Origin of the sequence: Amycolatopsis orientalis, from assembly GCF_000943515.2 — a bacterium.
Classification (GTDB): domain Bacteria; phylum Actinomycetota; class Actinomycetes; order Mycobacteriales; family Pseudonocardiaceae; genus Amycolatopsis; species Amycolatopsis orientalis.
On the sequence record NZ_CP016174.1, the window covers coordinates 5,116,442 to 5,136,696 of the forward strand.

Annotated in this window: 22 protein-coding genes; 13 read left to right on the top strand and 9 right to left on the bottom strand. The window is 68.3% G+C overall.

Features of this window, described 5'->3' with window-relative positions; translation table 11 throughout:
* Positions 1-8: 8 nt before the first annotated feature.
* On the top strand, positions 9-809 hold the full coding sequence (locus SD37_RS22375; protein ID WP_065912929.1) for a carbon-nitrogen hydrolase family protein: 801 nt from the start codon (positions 9-11) through the stop codon (positions 807-809).
* 105 nt (positions 810-914) lie between these two features.
* Here the strand turns inward: SD37_RS22375 and SD37_RS22380 are convergent, their stop codons facing one another.
* Both SD37_RS22380 and SD37_RS22385 read right to left on the bottom strand, forming a co-directional pair.
* Complete coding sequence (locus tag SD37_RS22380) at positions 915-2,279, bottom strand: alpha/beta hydrolase family protein (RefSeq protein ID WP_044852032.1); 1,365 nt, start codon at positions 2,277-2,279, stop codon at positions 915-917.
* A gap of 98 nt (positions 2,280-2,377) precedes the next feature.
* Positions 2,378-2,959: an ArsR/SmtB family transcription factor gene (locus SD37_RS22385; RefSeq protein ID WP_044852033.1), complete on the bottom strand. Its 582-nt coding sequence runs from the start codon at positions 2,957-2,959 to the stop codon at positions 2,378-2,380.
* Between the two features lie 250 nt (positions 2,960-3,209).
* Between SD37_RS22385 and SD37_RS22390 the strand changes: the two genes are divergently transcribed.
* Complete coding sequence (locus SD37_RS22390) at positions 3,210-4,415, top strand: lytic transglycosylase domain-containing protein (protein WP_044852034.1); 1,206 nt, start codon at positions 3,210-3,212, stop codon at positions 4,413-4,415.
* 109 nt (positions 4,416-4,524) lie between these two features.
* Positions 4,525-4,953, top strand: a complete 429-nt coding sequence (locus SD37_RS22395; RefSeq protein WP_044852035.1) for a pyridoxamine 5'-phosphate oxidase family protein — start codon at positions 4,525-4,527, stop codon at positions 4,951-4,953.
* A gap of 67 nt (positions 4,954-5,020) precedes the next feature.
* Here the strand turns inward: SD37_RS22395 and gcl are convergent, their stop codons facing one another.
* The 3 genes from gcl to SD37_RS22410 are packed head-to-tail and all read right to left on the bottom strand — an operon-like array spanning position 5,021 to position 8,430.
* Complete coding sequence (gcl, locus tag SD37_RS22400) at positions 5,021-6,715, bottom strand: glyoxylate carboligase (protein ID WP_083255045.1); 1,695 nt, start codon at positions 6,713-6,715, stop codon at positions 5,021-5,023.
* 3 nt (positions 6,716-6,718) lie between these two features.
* The gene (locus SD37_RS22405; RefSeq protein ID WP_044852037.1) at positions 6,719-7,606 is read right to left on the bottom strand and encodes a 2-hydroxy-3-oxopropionate reductase; all 888 of its coding nucleotides are present in this window, start codon (positions 7,604-7,606) and stop codon (positions 6,719-6,721) included.
* The gene (locus SD37_RS22410) at positions 7,603-8,430 is read right to left on the bottom strand and encodes a hydroxypyruvate isomerase family protein (protein ID WP_044852038.1); all 828 of its coding nucleotides are present in this window, start codon (positions 8,428-8,430) and stop codon (positions 7,603-7,605) included. Before SD37_RS22410 ends, SD37_RS22405 begins: the two co-directional genes overlap by 4 nt.
* 142 nt (positions 8,431-8,572) lie before the next feature.
* Here SD37_RS22410 and SD37_RS22415 point away from each other — a divergent pair, with 142 nt between their 5' ends.
* Complete coding sequence (locus SD37_RS22415) at positions 8,573-9,727, top strand: epoxide hydrolase family protein (protein ID WP_044852039.1); 1,155 nt, start codon at positions 8,573-8,575, stop codon at positions 9,725-9,727.
* A gap of 45 nt (positions 9,728-9,772) precedes the next feature.
* Positions 9,773-10,588: a MerR family transcriptional regulator gene (locus tag SD37_RS22420; RefSeq protein ID WP_044852040.1), complete on the top strand. Its 816-nt coding sequence runs from the start codon at positions 9,773-9,775 to the stop codon at positions 10,586-10,588.
* A gap of 42 nt (positions 10,589-10,630) precedes the next feature.
* Here the strand turns inward: SD37_RS22420 and SD37_RS22425 are convergent, their stop codons facing one another.
* On the bottom strand, positions 10,631-11,440 hold the full coding sequence (locus SD37_RS22425) for an alpha/beta fold hydrolase (RefSeq protein WP_044852043.1): 810 nt from the start codon (positions 11,438-11,440) through the stop codon (positions 10,631-10,633).
* A 50-nt stretch (positions 11,441-11,490) separates the two neighbouring features.
* On the opposite strand from SD37_RS22425, the gene SD37_RS22430 reads away from it, so the two are divergent.
* Both SD37_RS22430 and SD37_RS22435 read left to right on the top strand, forming a co-directional pair.
* Positions 11,491-12,054, top strand: a complete 564-nt coding sequence (locus SD37_RS22430; protein ID WP_044852041.1) for a GNAT family N-acetyltransferase — start codon at positions 11,491-11,493, stop codon at positions 12,052-12,054.
* Positions 12,054-12,680: a LysE family translocator gene (locus SD37_RS22435; RefSeq protein WP_044852042.1), complete on the top strand. Its 627-nt coding sequence runs from the start codon at positions 12,054-12,056 to the stop codon at positions 12,678-12,680. The genes SD37_RS22430 and SD37_RS22435 overlap by 1 nt, the downstream gene beginning before the upstream one ends.
* A 62-nt stretch (positions 12,681-12,742) precedes the next feature.
* Here SD37_RS22435 and tnpC read toward each other — a convergent pair whose 3' ends face one another.
* Together tnpC and SD37_RS22445 are read right to left on the bottom strand one after the other, a co-directional pair.
* Positions 12,743-14,188: an IS66 family transposase gene (gene tnpC, locus SD37_RS22440; RefSeq protein ID WP_083254876.1), complete on the bottom strand. Its 1,446-nt coding sequence runs from the start codon at positions 14,186-14,188 to the stop codon at positions 12,743-12,745.
* 125 nt (positions 14,189-14,313) lie between these two features.
* Positions 14,314-15,372 (bottom strand): cobalamin-independent methionine synthase II family protein, encoded by a 1,059-nt coding sequence (locus SD37_RS22445; RefSeq protein WP_044855028.1) that lies wholly within the window; start codon positions 15,370-15,372, stop codon positions 14,314-14,316.
* 243 nt (positions 15,373-15,615) lie between these two features.
* Between SD37_RS22445 and SD37_RS22450 the strand changes: the two genes are divergently transcribed.
* From SD37_RS22450 to SD37_RS22470, 6 genes are all read left to right on the top strand, one after another.
* On the top strand, positions 15,616-15,882 hold the full coding sequence (locus SD37_RS22450) for a DUF3040 domain-containing protein (protein ID WP_044855027.1): 267 nt from the start codon (positions 15,616-15,618) through the stop codon (positions 15,880-15,882).
* Between the two features lie 60 nt (positions 15,883-15,942).
* Positions 15,943-16,368, top strand: a complete 426-nt coding sequence (locus SD37_RS22455; RefSeq protein WP_044855026.1) for a YciI family protein — start codon at positions 15,943-15,945, stop codon at positions 16,366-16,368.
* A gap of 9 nt (positions 16,369-16,377) precedes the next feature.
* Positions 16,378-17,430, top strand: a complete 1,053-nt coding sequence (locus SD37_RS22460) for a DNA polymerase IV (protein WP_044855025.1) — start codon at positions 16,378-16,380, stop codon at positions 17,428-17,430.
* Between the two features lie 247 nt (positions 17,431-17,677).
* Positions 17,678-19,153: an adenosylhomocysteinase gene (gene ahcY, locus SD37_RS22465; protein WP_044855024.1), complete on the top strand. Its 1,476-nt coding sequence runs from the start codon at positions 17,678-17,680 to the stop codon at positions 19,151-19,153.
* 187 nt (positions 19,154-19,340) lie between these two features.
* Complete coding sequence (locus tag SD37_RS43210; RefSeq protein WP_005159014.1) at positions 19,341-19,496, top strand: DUF6131 family protein; 156 nt, start codon at positions 19,341-19,343, stop codon at positions 19,494-19,496.
* A 149-nt stretch (positions 19,497-19,645) separates the two neighbouring features.
* Positions 19,646-19,867, top strand: coding sequence for a DUF2795 domain-containing protein (locus SD37_RS22470; protein ID WP_044855090.1), 222 nt, complete (start codon positions 19,646-19,648; stop codon positions 19,865-19,867).
* A 157-nt stretch (positions 19,868-20,024) separates the two neighbouring features.
* Here the strand turns inward: SD37_RS22470 and SD37_RS22475 are convergent, their stop codons facing one another.
* Positions 20,025-20,237 carry a hypothetical protein gene (locus SD37_RS22475; protein WP_083255298.1) on the bottom strand — a complete coding sequence of 71 codons (213 nt, stop codon included), beginning with the start codon at positions 20,235-20,237 and terminating at the stop codon, positions 20,025-20,027.
* Positions 20,238-20,255: the final 18 nt, after the last annotated feature.

Genomic DNA, 20,255 nt, shown 5'->3' on the forward strand with positions numbered 1-20,255 from the left:
GGGGTCCCATGGTGCACGTCGCGGTGGCGCAGTTCGCGCCCGGCAACGACAAACAGGCCAACCTCGCACGCGTCGCCTCCCTCGTCGGTGAAGCGGCCGACCGCGGGGCGCGGGTGGTCGTGCTGCCCGAGTACTCGCTGTTCACCGTACCGACGATGAGCCGGGAATTCGTGACCTCGGCCGAAGAACTCGACGGCCCGTTCGTCACCGAACTCCGCGGCCTCGCGAAGGACCGCCAGATCACCGTCGTCGCGGGCATCAACGAAGCCCTCCCCGGTGGCGACCGGATCTCGAACACGCTCGTCGCGGCCGGTCCCGACGGGGCGATCGCCGCCCTCTACCGCAAACTGCACCTGTACGACGCCTTCGGTTTCCGCGAATCGGAACTCGTCCGGCCCGGTGACATCGAAACACCGGAGACCTTCGAAGCGGACGGGTTCGTGTTCGGCTTGCAGACCTGTTACGACCTGCGCTTCCCGGAGGTCACCCGGCGGCTGGTCGACGCGGGCGCGGACGCGGTGCTGCTCCCGGCCGAATGGATGCCCGGCCCGCTCAAGGAGGACCACTGGACCACCCTGGTCCGGGCGCGGGCGATCGAGAACACGATCTATCTCGTCGCGGCGGGACAGGCGGCGCCGACCGGGGCGGGGCACAGCATGATCGTCGACCCGATGGGCGTCGTGCTCGCCTCCGTCGGCGAACGCACGGGCACCGCCGCCGCCGAGCTTTCGGCCGAACGGGTTTCCGAGGTCCGCGCCAAGAACCCGGCCTTGGAACTGCGCCGGTTCGCTGTCACGCCGAAGTCCTGAGTATCTTCTGAGGCGGAAGTCCGTTCGTGAAGACACGCCCTCGGGCGTGGTGACGCGCTTCCGCTCGCCTGGGTGCCGGGTGGCCGCCCGGCACCCAGGCTCACCTCACGGCACCAGCAGTCCCCAATGGACGGCCCACGGGATGAACAGGACGGCTCCGGCCAGCAGCAGGCCGACCCGGATGCCCCCGCCGCCCTTGGCCCGCCACCACGAAACCGCGGTCACCACACCGGCGGCGACGACGCCGACGGCGATCAGCTGCAGCGCGAGCCACGGCAGCGTCCGTCCTAACAGGACAGGTCCAGGCGCCATCGCCGCCCCCGTCGTCAACACGACGTAGTAGACGAGGAATCCCACCGTGGCGAGCAAACCGGTCGACGCCAGCCAGCACGCCGGCTTGGCGAGCGGCACGGTCCCGCCACGACGGCGGCGGAACAACGCCGTCACCGGATAGGCCGCGAACGCGAGCAGCGCCAGCGCCCACACCGCGATCTGCGACCACGGTGTCTCATACCAGGCAAGCGGCGCCAGGGCGGCACTCTGGCTCGCCTGCACCGGCGGCGGATCCGCGGACGGCCGGACGGGCCCGTCCTTCAGGCCGTTCACCCAGGTCCCGACGAGATCGAGATAGCCGGGGGCGAATCCGTCGAGCTTGTCGAAGCCGTCGGTCGTCGGCCTGAGGGCGTGCTGGGCCTGGGGGAACACCTTCAGCGTGTACTGCCGGTTCCCCGTGCGCTCCAAGGTTTCCCGGAAGATCCGCACCGCTTCGCCGGGCGGGGTGAGCCGGTCCAGTTCGCCCCACATCCCGAGCACCGGTTGCCGCACCTTCTCCAGTACCGGCACGGGGTCGTACCCGGCTTCGGGGAACACCCCGGCACCCGCGAGGGTCCGCATGTTCGTCGAAGAGACCATGTCCACCATCGAGCCGGTGACGCCGCCTCGCCGTAGGTAGGTCTCGAAGGCCCAGGACTGCTGACGGTCTGGTGAGACCCCGTTCGCCCCAATGGTGACCACGAAGGCGACGTCCTCGGACTTCGACGCCGCCAACGGCGCGACCCAGCCCCCTTCGCTCAAACCCCACACCCCGACGCGGGCCGGGTCCACGCCCGGCCGCGAGCGCAGAGCCTGGACGGCGGCGAGCGCGTCGTCGGCCAGGACCGAGTAATCCCGCTCGAACAGTGAATAACCCGCGGTCCGCTTGTCGTAGATCAACGTGGCGATCCCCGCTTTGGCGAACGCCTCGGCTTCGGCTCGGTAGTCGTCCCGGTCGTGTTCGCCCGAGCCGTGCACCATGACGATCCCCGGCGCCGCACCGCCCCCTTCCGGCGCGACCACCGTTCCGTGCAGGGTGACGCCGTGGCTGGTGAACGAGACGTCACCGGCGGAAGCCGCGGCGGGGATCGGCGAGGACACCGCCATGACGGCCGCGATCGCCGCACCGATGGCCCCCGTTCTTTTCCAGAGCAGCATGCTGCTCCCCCTTGTCTGTGGAGTCGTTCGTGAAGACACGCCGTCCGGCGTGGTGACGCGATCAGAGGTGGTCGAGTGGCCGCTCTCCCACCTGCTTTTCAGTTCCCCCGCTCACCTTCCTTCCCGCCTGGATCCGGGAACGCGATCCAGCGCACGAACACCTTCCGCGCGTCCGGGCCGGGCTCCGGCCGCCAATAGCGGCGCAGCAGCTCGAGATAGTCCTCCCAGAACTGCGCGAGCTCCTCGATGTCCACGTGCACCGCGCCCCGGGAGAACACCAGCGCGTCACCCCATTCACCCAGCTCACCGCGGCGTTCGAGGAAACGCGCCAGCTGTTCGAGGTCTTCGGTGAACGCGGCGCGCTGCGCCTCGTCGAACACCGCGCGCATCTCTTCGCTCTGCTCGCTGTGCCGGGGCCAGCGGATGTCGCGCGGCCTCGCGCGCCACCAGCGTTCCTTGCCGTGCGCGAGTTCCGGCGCCTCGTCGACGAAGTGGTATTTCGCCAGTTCTCGCAGGTGGTAGCTGGTCGCGCCCGAACTCTCCCCCAGTTCCTTGGCCAGTTTCGTCGCCGTCGCGGGCCCCCGGCCCAGCGCTTCCATGATCCGCCTGCGCAACGGATGCATCACCGCCTTCAGGACGGCGGGATCGGTGATCTCTTCGGGCGGCGGTGGACCGGTCATGCCACCAAGGTAGCCGTGCAAAGAAGATTGTGCAAAGGCTTCTTTGCACGCGGTTCAGACCAGTCCTCGGAGCGGCCGGAGGATTCTGCTGGGATTTCGGTGAACTCAGCGTGAAATTGACAACTTCACTACGAAGGTCTTGTGCCGGGCGGACGAAATCCCAGCGGCCCGGCAGGTTTTTCGTTGTGTCGCCCCCGAAATTCGGTTGTATCGGATAGTTTTGCCCGGAGTCGACCTAGCGGGAGAAAACATGCCGAAGCACCGCCCTCGACAGACGGACAGGTTGTCCGCCCGGCACCGGACGGCCTTCGCGCTCGCCGGCGGGGCGCTCGCCGTCCTGCCCGCGGTCACCGCGTCGGCCGGTCCCGACACCCCGATCGCCGCGGCGAAGGACACCGCGCCGCAGAACCAGGCGGCGCACTGGCAGCCGCCGGCCGGCGTCGTCCCGGAGATCGCGGTCGACGGCAGTCTCCCCGAACCGCCCAACCCGGATCCGCTGACCGTCCCCGGCGGCACGGGCAACGTCGGCGGCTCGTTCGCACCGTCGGGTGCGCTCGGGATCCCCGCCAGCATGATGAAGGCGTACCGGAACGCGGCGGACATCCTCGCCAAGGAACTGCCGGGCTGTCACATCGACTGGGCCCTGATCGCCAGCATCGGCCGCATCGAGTCCAACCACGCGCGCGGTGGCTACGTCGACGCCAAGGGCAACACGCTCGAACCGATCCTCGGCCCGCAGCTCAACGGCGCCGGTCCGTTCGCGGCCATCCCGGACACCGACGGCGGAAAGTACGACGGCGACACGGCCTGGGACCGCGCCGTCGGCCCGACGCAGTTCATCCCGTCCACGTGGAAGGGCTACGCCTCCGACGGGAACGGCGACGGCGAGTCGAACCCGAACAACATCTACGACGCGACCCTGGGTTCGGGCCGCTACCTCTGCTCCGGCGGCGTCGACCTGACCTCCGAGCAGACCCAGCGCGTGGCCGTGTACCGCTACAACCACTCACTGTCCTATGTGGACACCGTGATCCGCTGGGCGGTCGCCTACCGCGGCGGTGTCGCCACGCTGCCGGACAGCCAGGTCCCGGTCGGCGCTCCCGATTCCTCGAACGTCGCCGCCGACACCCCCGGCGGGCAGCTGCCGGTCCCGACCCTGCCCGGCACTCCCCCGCCCGGCACGACCACGCCGCCGCCGAACCCGCTGCCCGGCTCGTCGTTCCCGCCGAGCAGCCCCGTACCTCCCACGAGCACGTCGCCGTCGAAGCCGACCAGCACTCCGCCTTCGCCCACGCCGCCCTCCTCCACGCCGCCCTCGTCGACGCCGCCTTCGAGCACTCCGCCGTCGTCGACTCCTCCGCCGTCGAGCACCACGACCACTCCGCCGCCGTCTTCGACCCCGGCGGGGAACACCGGTGACGCGACGCCGACCAGCTCCGCTTCGCCTACGCCGTAACCTCGCGTTCAGTCCTCTGGATGCGAGCCTCGTCGTGCCCGGAATGTCCTGAACGTGTTCCGCGTTACCTTCTCTCGTAGATCATCGAGCCGAGAGAAGTGGGACACGGATGTCGTCTTTCGTCATGACCGCCGAGGAACGGGAAGCCTTCCTGAGCGAGGTCCACATCGGGGTCCTGGCCGTGGAACGGGAAGGACGGGCTCCGCTGGCCGTGCCGGTCTGGTACGACTACGAGCCCGGCGGGGAGCTCCTGATCTGGATGGACGCCGGTTCGGTCAAGGACAAGGCGATCAAGAAGGCGGGCAGGCTGAGCCTGGTCGCGCAGTCGGAGACCCTGCCGTACAAGTACGTCACGGCCGAGGGGCCGGTCATCGCCAACGACACGCCGCCCACCCGTGAGCAGGCGCTGAAGATCGCGCAGCGCTACCTGCCCGGCGACGAAGGTGCGAAGTACGTCGATGGCGCCCTCAGCGACAACTCCGTCCTGGTCCGCGTCCGGCCGGAGAAGTGGTTGAGCAACGACCAGGGCAAGGCGTAGCACCGGATGAGCTGAACGGGACTTTCCTGGCGAAATTCGCCAGGAAAGTCCCGTTCAGCTCATTTCCTCAGCCCGCGATCGGCTCGAACTCGACGACGCTGTCGAGCGCCTTGCCCATCGCGGCGTTCCCTTCCCGTTCGATCATGATCTCCACCAGCACCGGCCGCGAGGTGCGCTCGGCCTCCTTGCGCGCCCATTCCAGCGACGCCCGGATCTCGCCCGGTTCGGTGACGCGGGTCCCGGAGCAGCCGTAGGCCTCCATGACCTTCACGTTGTCCGTGCCGATCTTGTCGTAGTGGATGTCGACCTCGAAGTTCATCTCGTAGCCGGTCTCGGCCTGCCGGATGAGCCCGAGGTATTCGTTGTTGAGCATGATCAGCACGAACCCGACGTCGTACTGCGCGGCCACCGCCAGCTCCTCCACCAGGAACTGGAACGAGTAGTCCCCGACGACGCCGACGACCTCCGCCTCCGGTTTCGCCTTCTTGACGCCGATCGCCGCCGGGATCTCCCAGCCGAGCGGACCCGCCTGGCCGCACACCTGGTAGTGGCGGGGCTTGTGCGCGCGCTGGAACTGCCCGGACCAGATCTGGTACAGCCCGATCGCGGTGACGAAGTAGGCGTCCTCGCCGTAGAACTCGTTGATCTCCTTGAACACGCGCGGTGCCTTGATCGGCGTGTCGTCGAAGTCCTCGCGCCTCGGCAGGCTCTGCTTGAGTTCGCCGATCCGCCGCGGCCACGCCCGATCCCTCGCCGGGGAACGTTTCGACGCGGCCTCGATCAGCGCGTCCAGGAACGCGCCCGTGTCGGACACGATCCCGAGGTCCGGCCCGAACACCTTGCCCAGCTGGGTGGGCTCGATGTCGACGTGGATGAACTTCCGGCCGCCGCGGTAGACCTCCAGGTCACCGGTGTGCCGGTCACCGAACCGGGCACCGAGCGCGAGCACCAGGTCCGCTTCGAGGAAGGCCGCGTTCGCCCACCGCTGCGACGTCTGGATCCCCGCCATCCCGGCGAACAGTTCGTGGTCCTCGGGGAAGGTCCCCTTGCCCATCAACGTCACGCCGACCGGCACGCCGAGCAGTTCGGCCGCGGTCCGCAGCCGGTCACTCGCGCCACCGAGCACCACGCCGCCGCCGGCGAGGATCAGCGGCCGTTCCGCGGCCAGCAGCAGATCGAGCGCCCGCTCGACCCGGGCTGGCGACGGCGTCACCGTGGTGACCGGCAGCGGCGAGTCGATGCTGGAGTCCCACTCGATGTCGTGGCGCTGGACGTCGATCGGCAGGTCGATCAGCACCGGGCCGGGGCGGCCGGACCGGGCGACGCGGAACGCCTCGCGGAACACCCAGGGCAGCTGCGCGGCCTCCTTGACCTGCACCGCCCATTTGGTCACCGGCTTCGCGATCTCGACGATGTCGACGGCCTGGAACGCCTCGGTGTGCAGCTTCCGCGAGTCGGCCTGCCCGGTGATGCAGATGATCGGGATCGAGTCGGCCTGAGCGGTGTAGAGCCCGGTGATCATGTTCGTCCCGGCGGGCCCGGAGGTGCCGATCGCGACGCCGACGTTGCCCGTGGTCCTTGCCCAGCCGTCGGCCATATGGGTCGCGCCCTCTTCGTGGCGCACGATCAGATGCTCGATGCCGCTGCCCTGCATCGCTTGGTACAGCGGGAGGATCGCGGCGCCGGGGCAGCCGAACGCGGTGTCGACGCCCTCACTGACCAGGACGTCGACGACGGCCTGCATGGCGGGGATTCTGGGCATGCGTCACTCCTTGCTTTCCGCGCCGGACAGCGCTTCGACGACCTTCAGGAGGGCGGAGTGATCGAGCGAGCCGTGGCCCATCGCCCGTCCGGCGGCGATGAGCTGGGCGACCAGCCCGGTGATCGGCAGCGCGACGTCGGCCTGCCTGGCGGCGGCGAGCGCGATGCCCATGTCCTTGTGGTGCAGATCGATCCGGAACCCCGGCGCGAATTCCCGCGCCACCATGGACTTCCGCTTGAGTTCGAGGATCCGGCTGCCTGCCAGGCCGCCCGCCAGCACGTCCAGTCCGACACCGGCGTCGACGCCCGAGGCTTCGAGCAGCACGATGGCTTCGGCGATCAGCCCGTACGTCCCGCCGACCACCAGCTGGTTGGCGGCTTTCACCACCTGCCCGGCACCGTGCGGACCGACATGGACGATCGTCTTGCCGACGGCCTCCAGGATCGGGAGCGCGGCCGCGAAGTCGTCGTCCTCCCCACCGACCATAATGGACAGTGAGGCCTGCTGGGCACCGGTCTGACCGCCGGAAACGGGCGCGTCCAGCACCCGGATCTCCCGCTCGCCCGCCCGTTCGGCCACCTCGATGGAGGTCTCGGGCCGGATGGTGCTCATGTCGATCAGCAGGGTCCCCGGTTTCGCCGATTCCAGCACCCCGCCCGCCGCGAGCACGACGGCCTCGACCTGAGGGTGGTTCGGCAGCATGGTGATGACGACTTCAGCGCCCGAGACGGCGTCCGTCACCCCGGTGGCCGCCCGGCCGCCCACGGCTTCCAGCCGGGCGAGCGCGTCGGCGTTCGTGTCGAATCCGCTCACTTCGTGCCCGGCGGCGGCGAGATGTCCCGCCATCGGCCCGCCCATGATCCCCAGACCGATGAATCCCAGCTTGGTCATGCCAGTCCCCTTCGTTCGAAAGGCAGCCACGACAGCGAATCCGCGCTCGGCCCGTCGGGCTTGTACTCCACGCCGACCTGCCCGCGGTAGCCCGCCGTCTGCAGCTTTTCCAGGTATCCCTCGATGTCCAGCGTTCCGGTCCCCGGCTGGTGCCGCCCTGGGGCATCGGCGATCTGCACATGACCGATCCGTCCGGTGTGGACGGACACGACCTTGTCGAGGTCGTCACCGTTGACCGCCAGGTGGTACAGGTCGGCCAGCAGCTTCACGTTGTCCCGCCCGAGTTCGTCGAGCACCTTCAGCACGTCGGCCGCGGTCTTGAGCGGGTATTTTCCCGCCCCCGACAACGGCTCCAGGACGATCTCCGCATCGACCCGCGCGGCGGCGTCCGAGGCGAGCGCCAAGTTCTCCAGTCCGAGCTTGTCCTGCCCGGCCGGGTCGGCGCCGTCGATCCGGTTGCCGTAGAGCGCGTTGAACCGGCGGCAGCCGAGCCGCTCACCCAGCTCGATCGCGGAAGCGACGCTGTGGGCGAACTCCTTCTCGCGCCCGGTCCAGGTGACCAGGCCCCGGTCCCCGCCCGCCACGTCGCCGGGGAAGAAGTTCAGCCCCGTCACCGCGACACCGGCCTTCTCGACCGACGCGACGAACGCGTCGACGTCGGCGGGGTCCGGCACCGCCGTCTCGAACGGCCACCAGTACTCGACCGCGGTGAACCCCGCCGCGCGCGCCGCCTCCGCGCGTTCGAGGAGCGGCAACTCGGTGAAGACCATCGACAGGTTCAGCACGTAGGGCAGCGCATGACGCGAACCGGCAAGATCAGCCATCGAAACCTCAGTTATTTCGCTATGCGGAAACTTTCTTTCGTATATCGAGAATAGCCCGCTGATCTGGCCTCGGTCAACGGCCTCCGGCCCGGAGAGAGCTGAATCCACGAATTGTCGGACCCCCTCGTTACCGTCGACCGCCATGGACACGACGCCCTTCCGAGCCCGGGTCCCGGAGGCCGAACTCGAAGACCTCCGCGACCGGCTCCGCCGTACCCGCTGGCCCGAGGACGAGACCGTCGACGACTGGTCGCAAGGGGTTCCCGCCGCCTACCTGCGCGAACTCTGCGCGTACTGGGCGGAGACCTACGACTGGCGTGCCGCGGAGTCCCGGCTCAACGCGATCCCCCAGTTCCGGACCGAGATCGACGGCCTCGGCATCCACTACCTGCACGCCCGCTCCCCGCATCCCGGCGCGCTGCCGCTGATCCTCACGCACGGCTGGCCGGGTTCGGTCTTCGAATTCCTCGACGTCCTGGGCCCGCTCACCGATCCGGTCGCCCACGGCGGCGACGCGGCCGACGCCTTCCACGTCGTCGTCCCGTCCCTGCCCGGTTACGGCTTCAGTGACAAGCCGGCCAAGACCGGCTGGTCGATCCAGCGCATCGCCGACGCGTGGATCCGCCTGATGACCGGCCTCGGCTACGAACGCTTCGGCGCGCAGGGCGGTGACTGGGGCACGAGCATCACCACGCTCATGGGACGGACCGCTCCCGAACGCCTCGCCGGGATCCACCTCAACCCGCCGCTCGCGGCACCGGATCCGGCGACGTTCGACGATCTGACCGAGTTCGAGCGGAAGTCGCTCGCCGATCTCGAACACGCCAAAGTGGACGGTTCCGGCTACGCGAACCAGCAGGCGACCCGGCCGCAGACGATCGGCTACGCGCTGACGGACTCACCGGTGGCGCTGTGCGCGTGGATCCTCGAAAAGTTCCAGGCGTGGACCGATTGCGACGGCCATCCGGAGAATGCCCTGAGCCGGGACGCGATGCTCGACGACATCACGCTCTACTGGCTGACCGGCACCGGCGCCTCGTCCGCCCGGTTGTACTGGGAGAGTTTCGGCGAGGTGTCGAGCTGGTTCTCCGAGTCCACCGTGGACAAGATCGCCGTGCCGACCGGCTGCTCGATCTTCCCGCGCGAGACCCCGCGTCCGTCCCGGCGCTGGGCCGAACGCCGCTTCACCGACATCCGGTACTGGAACGAACTCGAGCGGGGCGGGCATTTCGCCGCCTTCGAACAGCCGGCTGTCTTCACCGAGGAGGTGCGGTCGTTCTTCCGGCTCGTGCGCTGATCGCTTGACCGTGACACCGTGTCAGGCTGTCTGCTGGGAGACCTCATGTTCAGTATCGGAGACTTCGCCAAACACGGCCGGGTGTCGGTCCGGATGCTGCGTCACTACGACGCCATCGGGCTGCTGCGGCCCGCTCACGTCGACCCGTTCAGCGGCTACCGGTTCTACACCGGCGATCAGCTGGCCCGGCTCAACCGGGTGATCGCGCTCAAGGATCTCGGTTTCACGCTCACCCAGGTACAGGAGATCCTCGACGCCGAGATCGGCGTGGACGAGCTGCGCGGAATGCTGCGGCTCCGGCGGGCCGAACTCGAAGCGGCCATCGCGGCCGACGAGATGCGGCTCAGGGCCGTCGAGGCGAGGCTCCGGTCGATCGAAAGCGAGGGAGTCATGCCTTCCGAAGACGTCGTCGTCAAGAGCCTTCCCGCGGTGCGGGTCGCCGAGCTGACCGGCACGGTGAGCGGATACGTCAACGAGGAGATCGGTCCGGTGGTGCAGCGGCTCTACCGGGAGCTGTTCGGCGCGCTCGGGCCGATCACCCCGTCGGGGCCGTTGATCGCCTACTACGAGGACGACCCCTCCGGGGAGAAGGTGCTGATCCACGCCGCCGCCCCGATCTCGGCCGAAACCGACGGCAGCGAAGGGTTCTCGACGGTGAGCCTCGCCGAAGTCCCGGCCGCGGCGACGATCCTGCACCGGGGCGCGATCGAGAACGTGCTCGCCAGTTACCAGGCACTGGCGAAATGGGTCGACGCGCACGGATACCGCGCGAGCGGGCCCGCACGGGAGTACTACCTCGACTGCCCGGCCGACGGCGACCAGTGGGTCACCGAACTGCAGCAGCCGATCACCAATGCCTGAGCGCTCGTGAGTGGTGATGACGGTTGGAACCGTCATCACCACTCACGAGCCGGGCAGGAAATCGAGTACGGCGGCCCGGAACGCGTCCGGCTCCTCCAGCCACGGCACATGGCCGACGCCGGGCAACCGCACCCTGGTCACCGAGGGCAGGGCCCGCTCCAGCGAGTCGACAGCCCATCGTGGCCGGATGTCCGCCGCCCCGTCGATGATCAGCACCGGCACAGTGAGCGCCCGGCACGCTTCGACCAGTTCCCGCTCCGGCGTCGCCCGCATTTCCTCGCTCAACGCTGCGTTCGCCTCGTAGTTGACCGGGAACCAGGGCGTCGCCATCGCCTCGGCGTGGCGGTCGCCGTCCGCCACGAAGTCCGCGGTCCATTGCAGCACCGCGAGTTCCCGCTCTTCGGCCTCATCGCGATCCTTCTCGCGCAGCTCGGCCCATCGCGCGCGCCGGTCCCCGAGAGCCCGTTCGAAGTTCCGCTTGAACTCCGGGCGCCAGTCGTGACCGAGGCCGACACCCGACACATAGACGAGCGCGCTCACCCGCTCGGGATACGCGAGGGCGTAGAGGAGACCCAGCTGCGCACCCCACGAATGCCCGAGCACCGGGACGCGATCGAGCCCGTGTCCCTCGCGGACGGCGTCGACGTCGGCCACCATCCGCCCGAGGGTGTACGGGCCGGACGGTTCCGATCGTCCGGCACCGCGCTGGTCCCACCGGATCAGGCGGAACCGCGAGCCGAGATCGAGGGTGCCGAACATGTCCCACAGCCCCGGGCCGCCGTGACAGCACAGGATCGGCTCGCCCCGGCCGGTCGCCGAGGTCCAGAGTTCGCGGCCGTCGTCGGTGATCACCACGCGATTATCCGGTAGGCGCGGCGGGCGTTGTTGGTTATCTTCCGCGCATGACGAAGGAGACGCCACCGCAGCGGACGGCCACGCTCGCCGACGCGCCCGCCATCGCCGCGCTGATGCGGGCTTCGGTGCTGGAGTTGTTCCCCCGATTCTACGACGACCGCCAGACCGCGAGCGCGGCGGAGCACATCGCGCATCTCGATCTGCGGCTGATCGAAGACGGCACCTACTTCGTGCACGAGGCGGACGGCGAGATCGTCGCCTGCGGGGGCTGGAGCAGGCGCAACAAGACGCACGCCGGCGCCGGCGACGCGGCGGACGACGACCGCCCGCTCGACCCGGCCACCGAGCCCGCGCGGATCCGCGCCATGTTCGTCCGCGGCGACTGGACGCGGCGCGGGCTCGGCCGCGCGATCCTCGAATCGTGCCGCCTCGCGGCGAAAGCCGAGGGATTCACCTCGCTCACGCTGACCGCGACCATGCCCGGTGTCCCGCTGTACCGGGCGTTCGGCTTCACCGAGGTCGAACGGGTGACGGTGACGACGCCCGACGGCGTCGACGTCCCCGGAGCCGTCATGAGCCGGGATATCGACCAGCCGGATAGCATCGCCTGATGATCTCCGGGGCTACCGCACTCTCCTTCGTCTTGGTCTGCCTGCTCGGCGCGATGGCACCCGGACCGGATTTCCTGGTGGTGACCCGCAGCGCGATCCTCGGCGGGCGCAAGGCCGGGATCGCCGCCGGACTCGGCATCGCGCTCGGCGTCTTCGTCTGGGTGGTCGCGATCGCCCTCGGCGTCGCCGCGATCCTCACCGCGTCGGCGATCGCCTTCACCGTGGTGAAGCTGATCGGCGCCGCCTACCTGATCTTCCTCGGCGTCAAGGCGTGGCTGGCCGTGCGCCGCGGCGACTACGCCGAACTCAAGGACAAGGTGACGCCCGTCGTCGCGCCGCGGGCGGCGTTCCGGCACGGCCTGCTCACCAACCTGCTCAACCCGAAGGTCGCGGTGTTCTTCTTGGCGCTGCTGCCCCAGTTCCTGCCCCACTCGGCCACGACGGCGGAGACCCTGCAACTGGCGGGACTGGCCACCATGGTGGCCGTCGTGTGGACCTTCGTCCTGGCGACGCTCGTCGGTTCGCTGCGGAGGTTCTTCACCGCCGGCCGGGTGCGGCGCGCGATGGACGCGGTGATGGGCACCTTGCTGGTCGGGCTCGGCATCCGGGTCGCCGTCCAGAGCTGACCGAGGCGCCGCGCTCACCGGTGGCGGGGCTCAGGTCGTGAGTGGCGATTCGGGGTTACTAGTCAGGTGGTTGCGGGTCGGGTTGGTAGCCAGGGGTTTCCGGTGATGGCGTCGCGGAGCGCGGTGAGGGTGTTGAGGCCGTGTTTGCGGATGGTGGAGATGTAGGAGCGCACGGTGAGCCAGGTGGTGGCGCCGTGGTGGGTGCGCCATCCGCCGGTGATTTTGAGCTGGGTTTTGGTCATGCGGATGTCGCGTTCGGCCTGGTTGTTGGTGAAGGGAACGGTCAGGTCGAACGCGAACCGCAGGGTGTCGCCGCGGTATTTCTCGAGTCGTTCGAGCAGGCGGCGGGCCTGGGATTGGGTGGGTCTTCCGCCTTTGGGGTGGCCTCGTTGGTTGCGCGGATGCAGGTCCAGGCCGGTGCGGACGTGGGTGTCGTAGCGGCCGGTCATCGGTGTGAGGACGTCGTCGGGGATCTCGGACAGGTCCAGGTCACGGGCGGTGTGGGCGGCGGCGTTGAGTTCGTCGAGGACATCACTGAGCCCGGTGGGCCAGGCCTGATCGGGATGGGTCTCCGCCGCGGCTTGGAGCTCCCGCTGGTGGTGGGCGTTGCAGAGGGCGTGAGTGAGGTCGTAGGTGCGGTAGGAGTGGTAGCCGTCGTGCACCGCGATGCCGGCGAAGCCGTTCAGGATCCCGAACGCGTCGATCGCTTCGCGGCCGCGTTTGTCATGCAGGAAATAGACGGTCAACCACAGCGTGCTGGCCGAGTGGAGCCACCTGTTCTTGCCGAGCACCCGGACACCGGTCTCGTCGAAATGCGCCAACGGCGCCGCCACGATCGCTGCCTGAACGGCCTCGACGAACGGGGCCAGCCCGGGCGCGAGACGCCCCAGCACCGAGCTGACCCAGCCGGTGGACACCGCCATACCGGTCACCTCGGCCAGCAGTTCAGCGGCACGGGAGATCGGAAGATGCTGATAGGTCAGCAGATACGCGGCCAACGCGGTCACATTCGGCCCATAGCAGGCCGCAGCGGTGGCCTCGGCCGGGGCGGGCGCGGTGGTCAGCACCCCGCACCGGCAGCGACGTTGATACAGACGATGCTCGGTCACCACCGGGACGATCTCGGGCAGATCATGCACCTGACGGCGCACCACGCCCACATCCGGACGGCACGACAGCCCTGTCCCGCAGCCCGCACATGCCGACGGAACATGATCAACCACGGTGCCGGGATTATCGACCAGTGTCAGGCTCGCGCCCGGCGCCCCGGGTTGTTTCCCTTGCCCACGACCGGTTTTCCGGCGCAACGACCTCGGCGCCGGCTTGACATACACATCCTGCGACGGCGGTTTCGACGAATTCCGCGACGTGGTCTTCAGCTGCCGTTCCAGCTCCCCGACCCGCGCGGACAACCGCTCCACCTCGGCCCGCAACACCCGGATCGTCTCCGCCTGAGACACGACCAGAGCAGCCAACTCGTCATACGACGGACGCTCACCCCCGGCCACGTGGTGATCATCGCAGAACCATGATCACCACGTGACCGGGACCTGACTAGTTACGATTCGGGTTCTAACCCGAATCGCCACTCACGACCCCTCGCACAGTCAAGAGCCGGATGAGGCTCCTACTGTCAGAGGGATTCCGCGGCCAGACGCGTGCCCTCGACACGAGCGGCGATCTTGGCGAACGCGATCTCCCGCGACGTCGACGTGTCGTCGGCGAACGGTGAGAAACCGCAGTCGTCACAGGTGCCCAGCCGTTCGGCCGGGATGTACCGCGCCGCCTGAAGCACCCGGTCCCGAACCTCCTCGGCGGTTTCGACGCGCGGGTCGATCGGATCGGTCACGCCGACGAAGACCCGCTGCTCCGGCCGGGAGTGCGCGGCGATCACGCCGAGCGCCCGCTCGGGATCCGCCTCGCTCGCCAGCTGTACGTAGACGTTGCCCACCTTCAGCTGGAACAACGTCGGCAGCAGTTCGGCGTAGTCGACGTCGAGGCTGTGCACCGAGTCCTGATCCCCGCCGGGGCAGGTGTGCACGCCGATCTTCTTGCGCTCCTCCTCGGAAAACCGCTCCAGCACGGAGTTGTTCAGGTCCACAAAGGACTGCAACAGCCCGCCGGACGGGTCGAGCTTCAGCGACAGCCTGCCTTCGGTGAAGTCGATCTGAACGCTGTCCGCGCCCGCGTCGAGACTGCCGCGGATATCCGCCTCCGCTTCGTTCACCAGGTCGGCGATGAACTGTTCCTTGCTGTATCCGGCCAATTCCTCACCGGAATAGACGAGACTGATCGCCGAAGCCGCGATCACCGCCTGCTTGACCGGCTTGGTCGCATACTTCTTGGCCTCGCGCAGATAAGAGGCGGCGTGGGTCTGGTAACGGAACGGACCGGCCGTGAGCCGGGGAAGCTGCCGGGTGTGCCCGTCGGCGAAGGGGATGACGACACCGTCCGGCGCGAGCGAATCCAAGCCTGCCAAGGGATACGTGGCGAAGCTCGGCTTGCCTTGCTCGCCATCGGTGATGACCGGGGAGCCGGTCTCCTCCAACCGCTTGATGGTCTCCACGAGAGCCTTTTCCTTCGCCTCATCGAGCCCGTCGGCGTCCAGCCGTCCGGCCGCGTGCTCACCGAGAGCTTCGAGGAGGTACGCCGGACGGGGAATGCTGCCGATCGGTTCGGTGGGTATCGTCATCGTGCGCTTTCCTCCCAGATGGAGCCGCCTACGGTAGTGATCACGGAAACTACCGATCCTTGTCTTCGTTGAGGATCTTTCTGCGTGCGGAGGCCCCGAATGGGCCAGCGCGATCCAGCCGAACGCACCATTCGCCAGACGTATAGGCCGTTATACAAAATCCGGGTGAAGTTCGATGCTTACCCCGCCCTGGTCCTGGGTATTCCCTCGTTGTCGAGCGGGCGCGCGCCGAAGGAGCAACCGATGCTGAGCCATCACGATCGGCAGGAATTGGAGAAGATCGAGCGCTGGTTCGAACTCACCGAGCCGGCACTGGCCGCCCGGCTCCGATCCGGCAAGCCCGCACGCCCTCCCCTGCTCCGGCTGGCGGTCGTGCTGGGCCTCGACCTGACCGCGGGGCTGCTGATGCTGCTGGGGATGGTGACGAACAGCCCGGCCCTGCTGCTGATCGGGATGATCACCGTGACCAGCGCCGTGATCGTCCACCTGTCCCGGTTCGGACGTGACTGATCGTCTTCCCGCACGCCGGTAGAGTCCGGGCGTCAAGTCCGGTTCACCGGGAGGAAGACCATGCGGTTCATGATCATCATCAAGGCGGACGAGGATTCCGAGGCCGGGAAGATGCCGCCGATGGAGGCCTTGACCGCCATGGCGAAGTTCAATCAGGAGATGCTCGACGCCGGGGTGCTGGTAGGCGGCGAAGGCCTGCAGGAGAGTTCCAAGGGCGCGCGGGTCACGCTCAACGCAGCCGGGGCCACTGTCACCGACGGTCCGTTCACCGAAGCCAAGGAACTCGTCGGCGGCTTCTGGATCGTCGACGTACCGTCGCGCGCCGAAGCGATCGAGTGGGCGAAGCGCTGTCCCACTCCCCCGCACGGCGCCACCGTCCTGGAGGTCCGCAAGATCCTCGAAGCCGAAGATTTCGGTGAGGCCTTCACCCCGGAACTGCAGGAGAACGAGCAGCGCATGCGCGCCGAGATCGCCGAACGGTCCTAAGCTCGCTTCATGGCCGTCCGGGAGTGGGTGCTCCACGTCGACCTCGACCAGTTCATCGCGGCGGTCGAGGTCGCCCGGCGGCCTGAGCTGCGCGGCAAGCCCGTGGTCGTCGGCGGCACGGGCGATCCGGCCGAGCGAGCCGTGGTGGCGACAGCGTCGTACGAGGCGAGGGAGTTCGGCATCCAGTCCGGGATGCCGTTGCGGACCGCCGCGAAACGCTGTCCTGACGCGATCTTCCTGGCGACGGACGCGCCCGCCTACCAAGAAGTCTCCGATCGGGTGATGGCGACCCTGCGGGAGTTCCCGGTGGTCGTCGAGGTACTCGGCTGGGACGAGGCGTTCCTCGGCGTCACCACCGACGATCCAGAAGCCCTCGCCGCCGATATCCGGCGGGTGGTGGCCGAGGAGACCGGGTTGTCCTGCTCGGTCGGCATCGGCGACAACAAGCTGCGCGCCAAACTCGCCACCGGATTCGCGAAACCGGCCGGGATCTTCCGTCTCGTCCAGGAGAACTGGTGGGACGTCATGGCCGAGAAGCCGACGGACGCGCTCTGGGGCATCGGCGCCAAGACCACGAAGAAGCTCGCCGCGGCCGGCTATCACACCGTGCTGGAGCTGGCGGGCGCCGACGCGGCCGATCTCGCGGCGCGGTTCGGCCCGAAGCTCGGCCCGTGGTACCGGATCCTCGCCGGCGGGATCGGCGACGCCGAAGTCACCGCGACGCCGTACGTGGCCCGGTCCCGCAGCCGCGAGACGACGTTCCAGCAGAACCTGACCGACCCCGAGGCCATGGCCGCCGAGGTCGTCGCGCTGGCGAAACGCGTTTCCCAGGACGTCGCCGAGGAAGGAAGACCCGCAGCCCGGGTGGCGGTCAAGGTGCGGTTCGCGCCGTTCCTGACCCACACCCACAGCGTGACCCTGCCCGCGCCGACCGCGGACCCGGCCGAGATCGAGAAGGCGGCGCTGGCCGTGCTCGGCATGTTCGACCTCGGCAGGCCGGTCCGGTTGCTGGGTGTCCGCGCCGAATTCTCCTCGGCGGCGGCGCGATCAGCGTCGCCTTGACAGCCCTCGCGGCGTTTTGCCATTCTGGTTTCGGGCCGAGAGGCGCTGCGACGGAATTTCTTCCGCCACGCTCGGCCCGCTGTGACAGACGTAAGGGCGCCTCCCACTGCGGAGGTGCCTCTTTTTTGTCTGACAACACTTTTCCGGCCGTCGAGGCCGAGTTCTGAACCTCCGCGCTGCTTCCGTCCTTCCCGCCATCGGCGAGAAGGACCGCTTCACCCTGCCTTACTTGATGATTGGAGACCCAGTGAGCCCCACCCTGTCCAAGGTCAACGGGATCGAATTCGCCGTCGCCGACCTTTCCCTCGCCGAGGCCGGTCGCAAGCAGCTGCGCCTCGCCGAGGTCGAGATGCCCGGTTTGATGGCGCTGCGCCGCGAATACGCCGCCTCGCAGCCGCTGAAGGGCGCGCGGGTCGCGGGATCGCTGCACATGACGGTCCAGACCGCCGTGCTGATCGAGACGCTCGTCGCGCTGGGCGCCGAGGTGCGCTGGGTGTCCTGCAACATCTTCTCGACGCAGGACGAGGCGGCCGCGGCCGTCGTCGTCGGCCCGGACGGCACCGTCGACGCCCCCTCGGGCTCGGCCGTGTTCGCCTGGAAGGGCGAGACGCTCGCCGAGTACTGGTGGTGCACCGACCAGCTCTTCGACTTCGGCGACGGCCGCGTCCCGAACATGATCCTCGACGACGGCGGCGACGCGACCATGCTGATCCACAAGGGCGTCGAGTTCGAGGCCGCGGGCGCCGTCCCGCAGCCGACCGAAGAGGACCCCGAGGAATACCACTCCGTGCTGCGGACGCTGCGCGAGAGCCTCGCCCGTGACGCCGGCCGGTTCACCCGCATCGCCAAGGAGGTCCGCGGCGTCACCGAGGAGACCACCAACGGCGTCAAGCGGCTCTACAAGCTCGCCAAGGAAGGCGAGCTGCTGTTCCCGGCGATGAACGTGAACGACTCGGTGACGAAGTCGAAGTTCGACAACAAGTACGGCATCCGTCACTCGCTCATCGACGGTCTCAACCGCGGCACCGACGTGATGATCGCGGGCAAGGTCGCGGTCGTCTGCGGCTACGGCGACGTCGGCAAGGGCGCGGTGGAATCGCTGCGCGGCCAGGGCGCCCGCGTGGTCGTCACCGAGATCGACCCGATCTGCGCGCTGCAGGCCGCGATGGAGGGTCTCGACGTCGTCGAACTCGACGACGTCGTCGAGCGCGGTGACATCTTCATCACCACCACCGGCAACTTCGACATCATCATGGCCGACCAGATGGCCAAGATGAAGCACAACGCGATCGTCGCGAACGTCGGGCACTTCGACAACGAGATCGACATGGCCGGACTCGCGAAGACGCCGGGCATCCAGAAGATCGAGATCAAGCCGCAGGTGCACGAGTGGGTCTTCCCCGCCACCGATGACCGCGAAGCGCACTCGATCATCGTGCTGTCCGAGGGCAGGCTGATGAACCTCGGGAACGCGACCGGTCACCCGAGCTTCGTGATGTCGAACTCCTTCACCAACCAGACGATCGCGCAGATCGAGCTGTTCACGAAGCAGGGCGAATACGCCACCGATGTCCACGTCCTGCCGAAGCACCTCGACGAGAAGGTGGCGCGCCTGCACCTCGACGCGCTGGGCGTCCGGCTGACGAAGCTCACCAAGCGCCAGGCCGAGTACATCGGCGTGGACGTCGAGGGCCCGTACAAGCTGGACCACTACCGCTACTGAGCACCCTCGTGAGTGGTAATGACGGTTAGAACCGTCATTACCACTCACGAGCGGGCGGGCCGTTAGGCCGAATGCGTGAAAACTACGGCCGGATGGACCTGTTTCCCCGGGCGTGGAACGGGCATCCCCCAAGTAGCCACACCCCGGCATCAAGTCGGCCGGGCGACTACGAAGGAGAAGGTGCCCCGTGATCATTCTCGGCGTCATCCTGATTGTCATCGGTGTCATCGCCAGCATCCCCGTCCTGTACTCGATCGGGATCGCGCTCGCGGTCATCGGCATCATCCTGGCCGTCCTCGGGAACACGGGGAAGGCCATCGGCGGTCGCGCCCACTGGTACTGAGCACCGAGCCAAACCTGGTACTGAGCCCCCGGTACCAGCACTGAAACAGACCGGGCACCCGGCGTACCCCTCACGCCGGGTGCCCGGTCTGTTTCCGTCCCCCGTCCACCGGGTAATCCATCGTGGACGAGGAGAAGGAGGGAGAGCCGATGGCCGGACCGGACCCCCGCCCCTACTTGGCGGCGGCGAAGTACCCGTGCGGACGCGACGAACTCCTGCGGGCCGCCGCGGCGGCCGGAGCGGGTGACGACATCCTCGGTCCACTGGGGACGCTTCCCGCGAGCGACTACGCGGACGGAGACCGAGTCTGGGAAGCGGTGCGCGACTGCGACGGCGCTTCGATCCACGACACCGCGAAGGAAGCACCGTGACATGAAGGGGTCCCCCGGCTCCGAGGGGGAGGGAGAGCCGGAGGACCCCGTCATAGTTAACACATTTCCGGCCACGATGTACACGAAGGCTTACACCTTCGGGTGGCAATCGGTGCCGATCGCCCGGATCCGGGCGGACTGGTGTAGCGGCCGCCGGTCAGGAAGCCCGCAGCAACAGCCGGGCCTCCACCTCCGCACACGTGCAACCACCGTCGACGTCGAAACAGTCGATCGTCAGCGTGTGCCGGGCGAAATCGAGGTCGACGCAGCCGTCTTCGCTGCATTCGGTGAAACCACCGTCGAGGTGGACCACCAGGGTTCCGTGGCAGTGGTCGAGTCCGCCGGCGCAGAACGCGCACTCCATGCTCATGCCGCCTCCCGCGATCAC

Coding starts and splice junctions, on each gene's coding strand:
- SD37_RS22375 (WP_065912929.1), top strand. CDS start 9: ATGGTGCACGTCGCGGTGGCGCAGTTCGCGCCCGGCAACGACAAACAG.
- SD37_RS22380 (WP_044852032.1), bottom strand. CDS start 2,279: ATGCTGCTCTGGAAAAGAACGGGGGCCATCGGTGCGGCGATCGCGGCC.
- SD37_RS22385 (WP_044852033.1), bottom strand. CDS start 2,959: ATGACCGGTCCACCGCCGCCCGAAGAGATCACCGATCCCGCCGTCCTG.
- SD37_RS22390 (WP_044852034.1), top strand. CDS start 3,210: ATGCCGAAGCACCGCCCTCGACAGACGGACAGGTTGTCCGCCCGGCAC.
- SD37_RS22395 (WP_044852035.1), top strand. CDS start 4,525: ATGTCGTCTTTCGTCATGACCGCCGAGGAACGGGAAGCCTTCCTGAGC.
- gcl (WP_083255045.1), bottom strand. CDS start 6,715: ATGCCCAGAATCCCCGCCATGCAGGCCGTCGTCGACGTCCTGGTCAGT.
- SD37_RS22405 (WP_044852037.1), bottom strand. CDS start 7,606: ATGACCAAGCTGGGATTCATCGGTCTGGGGATCATGGGCGGGCCGATG.
- SD37_RS22410 (WP_044852038.1), bottom strand. CDS start 8,430: ATGGCTGATCTTGCCGGTTCGCGTCATGCGCTGCCCTACGTGCTGAAC.
- SD37_RS22415 (WP_044852039.1), top strand. CDS start 8,573: ATGGACACGACGCCCTTCCGAGCCCGGGTCCCGGAGGCCGAACTCGAA.
- SD37_RS22420 (WP_044852040.1), top strand. CDS start 9,773: ATGTTCAGTATCGGAGACTTCGCCAAACACGGCCGGGTGTCGGTCCGG.
- SD37_RS22430 (WP_044852041.1), top strand. CDS start 11,491: ATGACGAAGGAGACGCCACCGCAGCGGACGGCCACGCTCGCCGACGCG.
- SD37_RS22435 (WP_044852042.1), top strand. CDS start 12,054: ATGATCTCCGGGGCTACCGCACTCTCCTTCGTCTTGGTCTGCCTGCTC.
- SD37_RS22445 (WP_044855028.1), bottom strand. CDS start 15,372: ATGACGATACCCACCGAACCGATCGGCAGCATTCCCCGTCCGGCGTAC.
- SD37_RS22450 (WP_044855027.1), top strand. CDS start 15,616: ATGCTGAGCCATCACGATCGGCAGGAATTGGAGAAGATCGAGCGCTGG.
- SD37_RS22455 (WP_044855026.1), top strand. CDS start 15,943: ATGCGGTTCATGATCATCATCAAGGCGGACGAGGATTCCGAGGCCGGG.
- SD37_RS22460 (WP_044855025.1), top strand. CDS start 16,378: ATGGCCGTCCGGGAGTGGGTGCTCCACGTCGACCTCGACCAGTTCATC.
- SD37_RS22470 (WP_044855090.1), top strand. CDS start 19,646: ATGGCCGGACCGGACCCCCGCCCCTACTTGGCGGCGGCGAAGTACCCG.
- SD37_RS22475 (WP_083255298.1), bottom strand. CDS start 20,237: ATGAGCATGGAGTGCGCGTTCTGCGCCGGCGGACTCGACCACTGCCAC.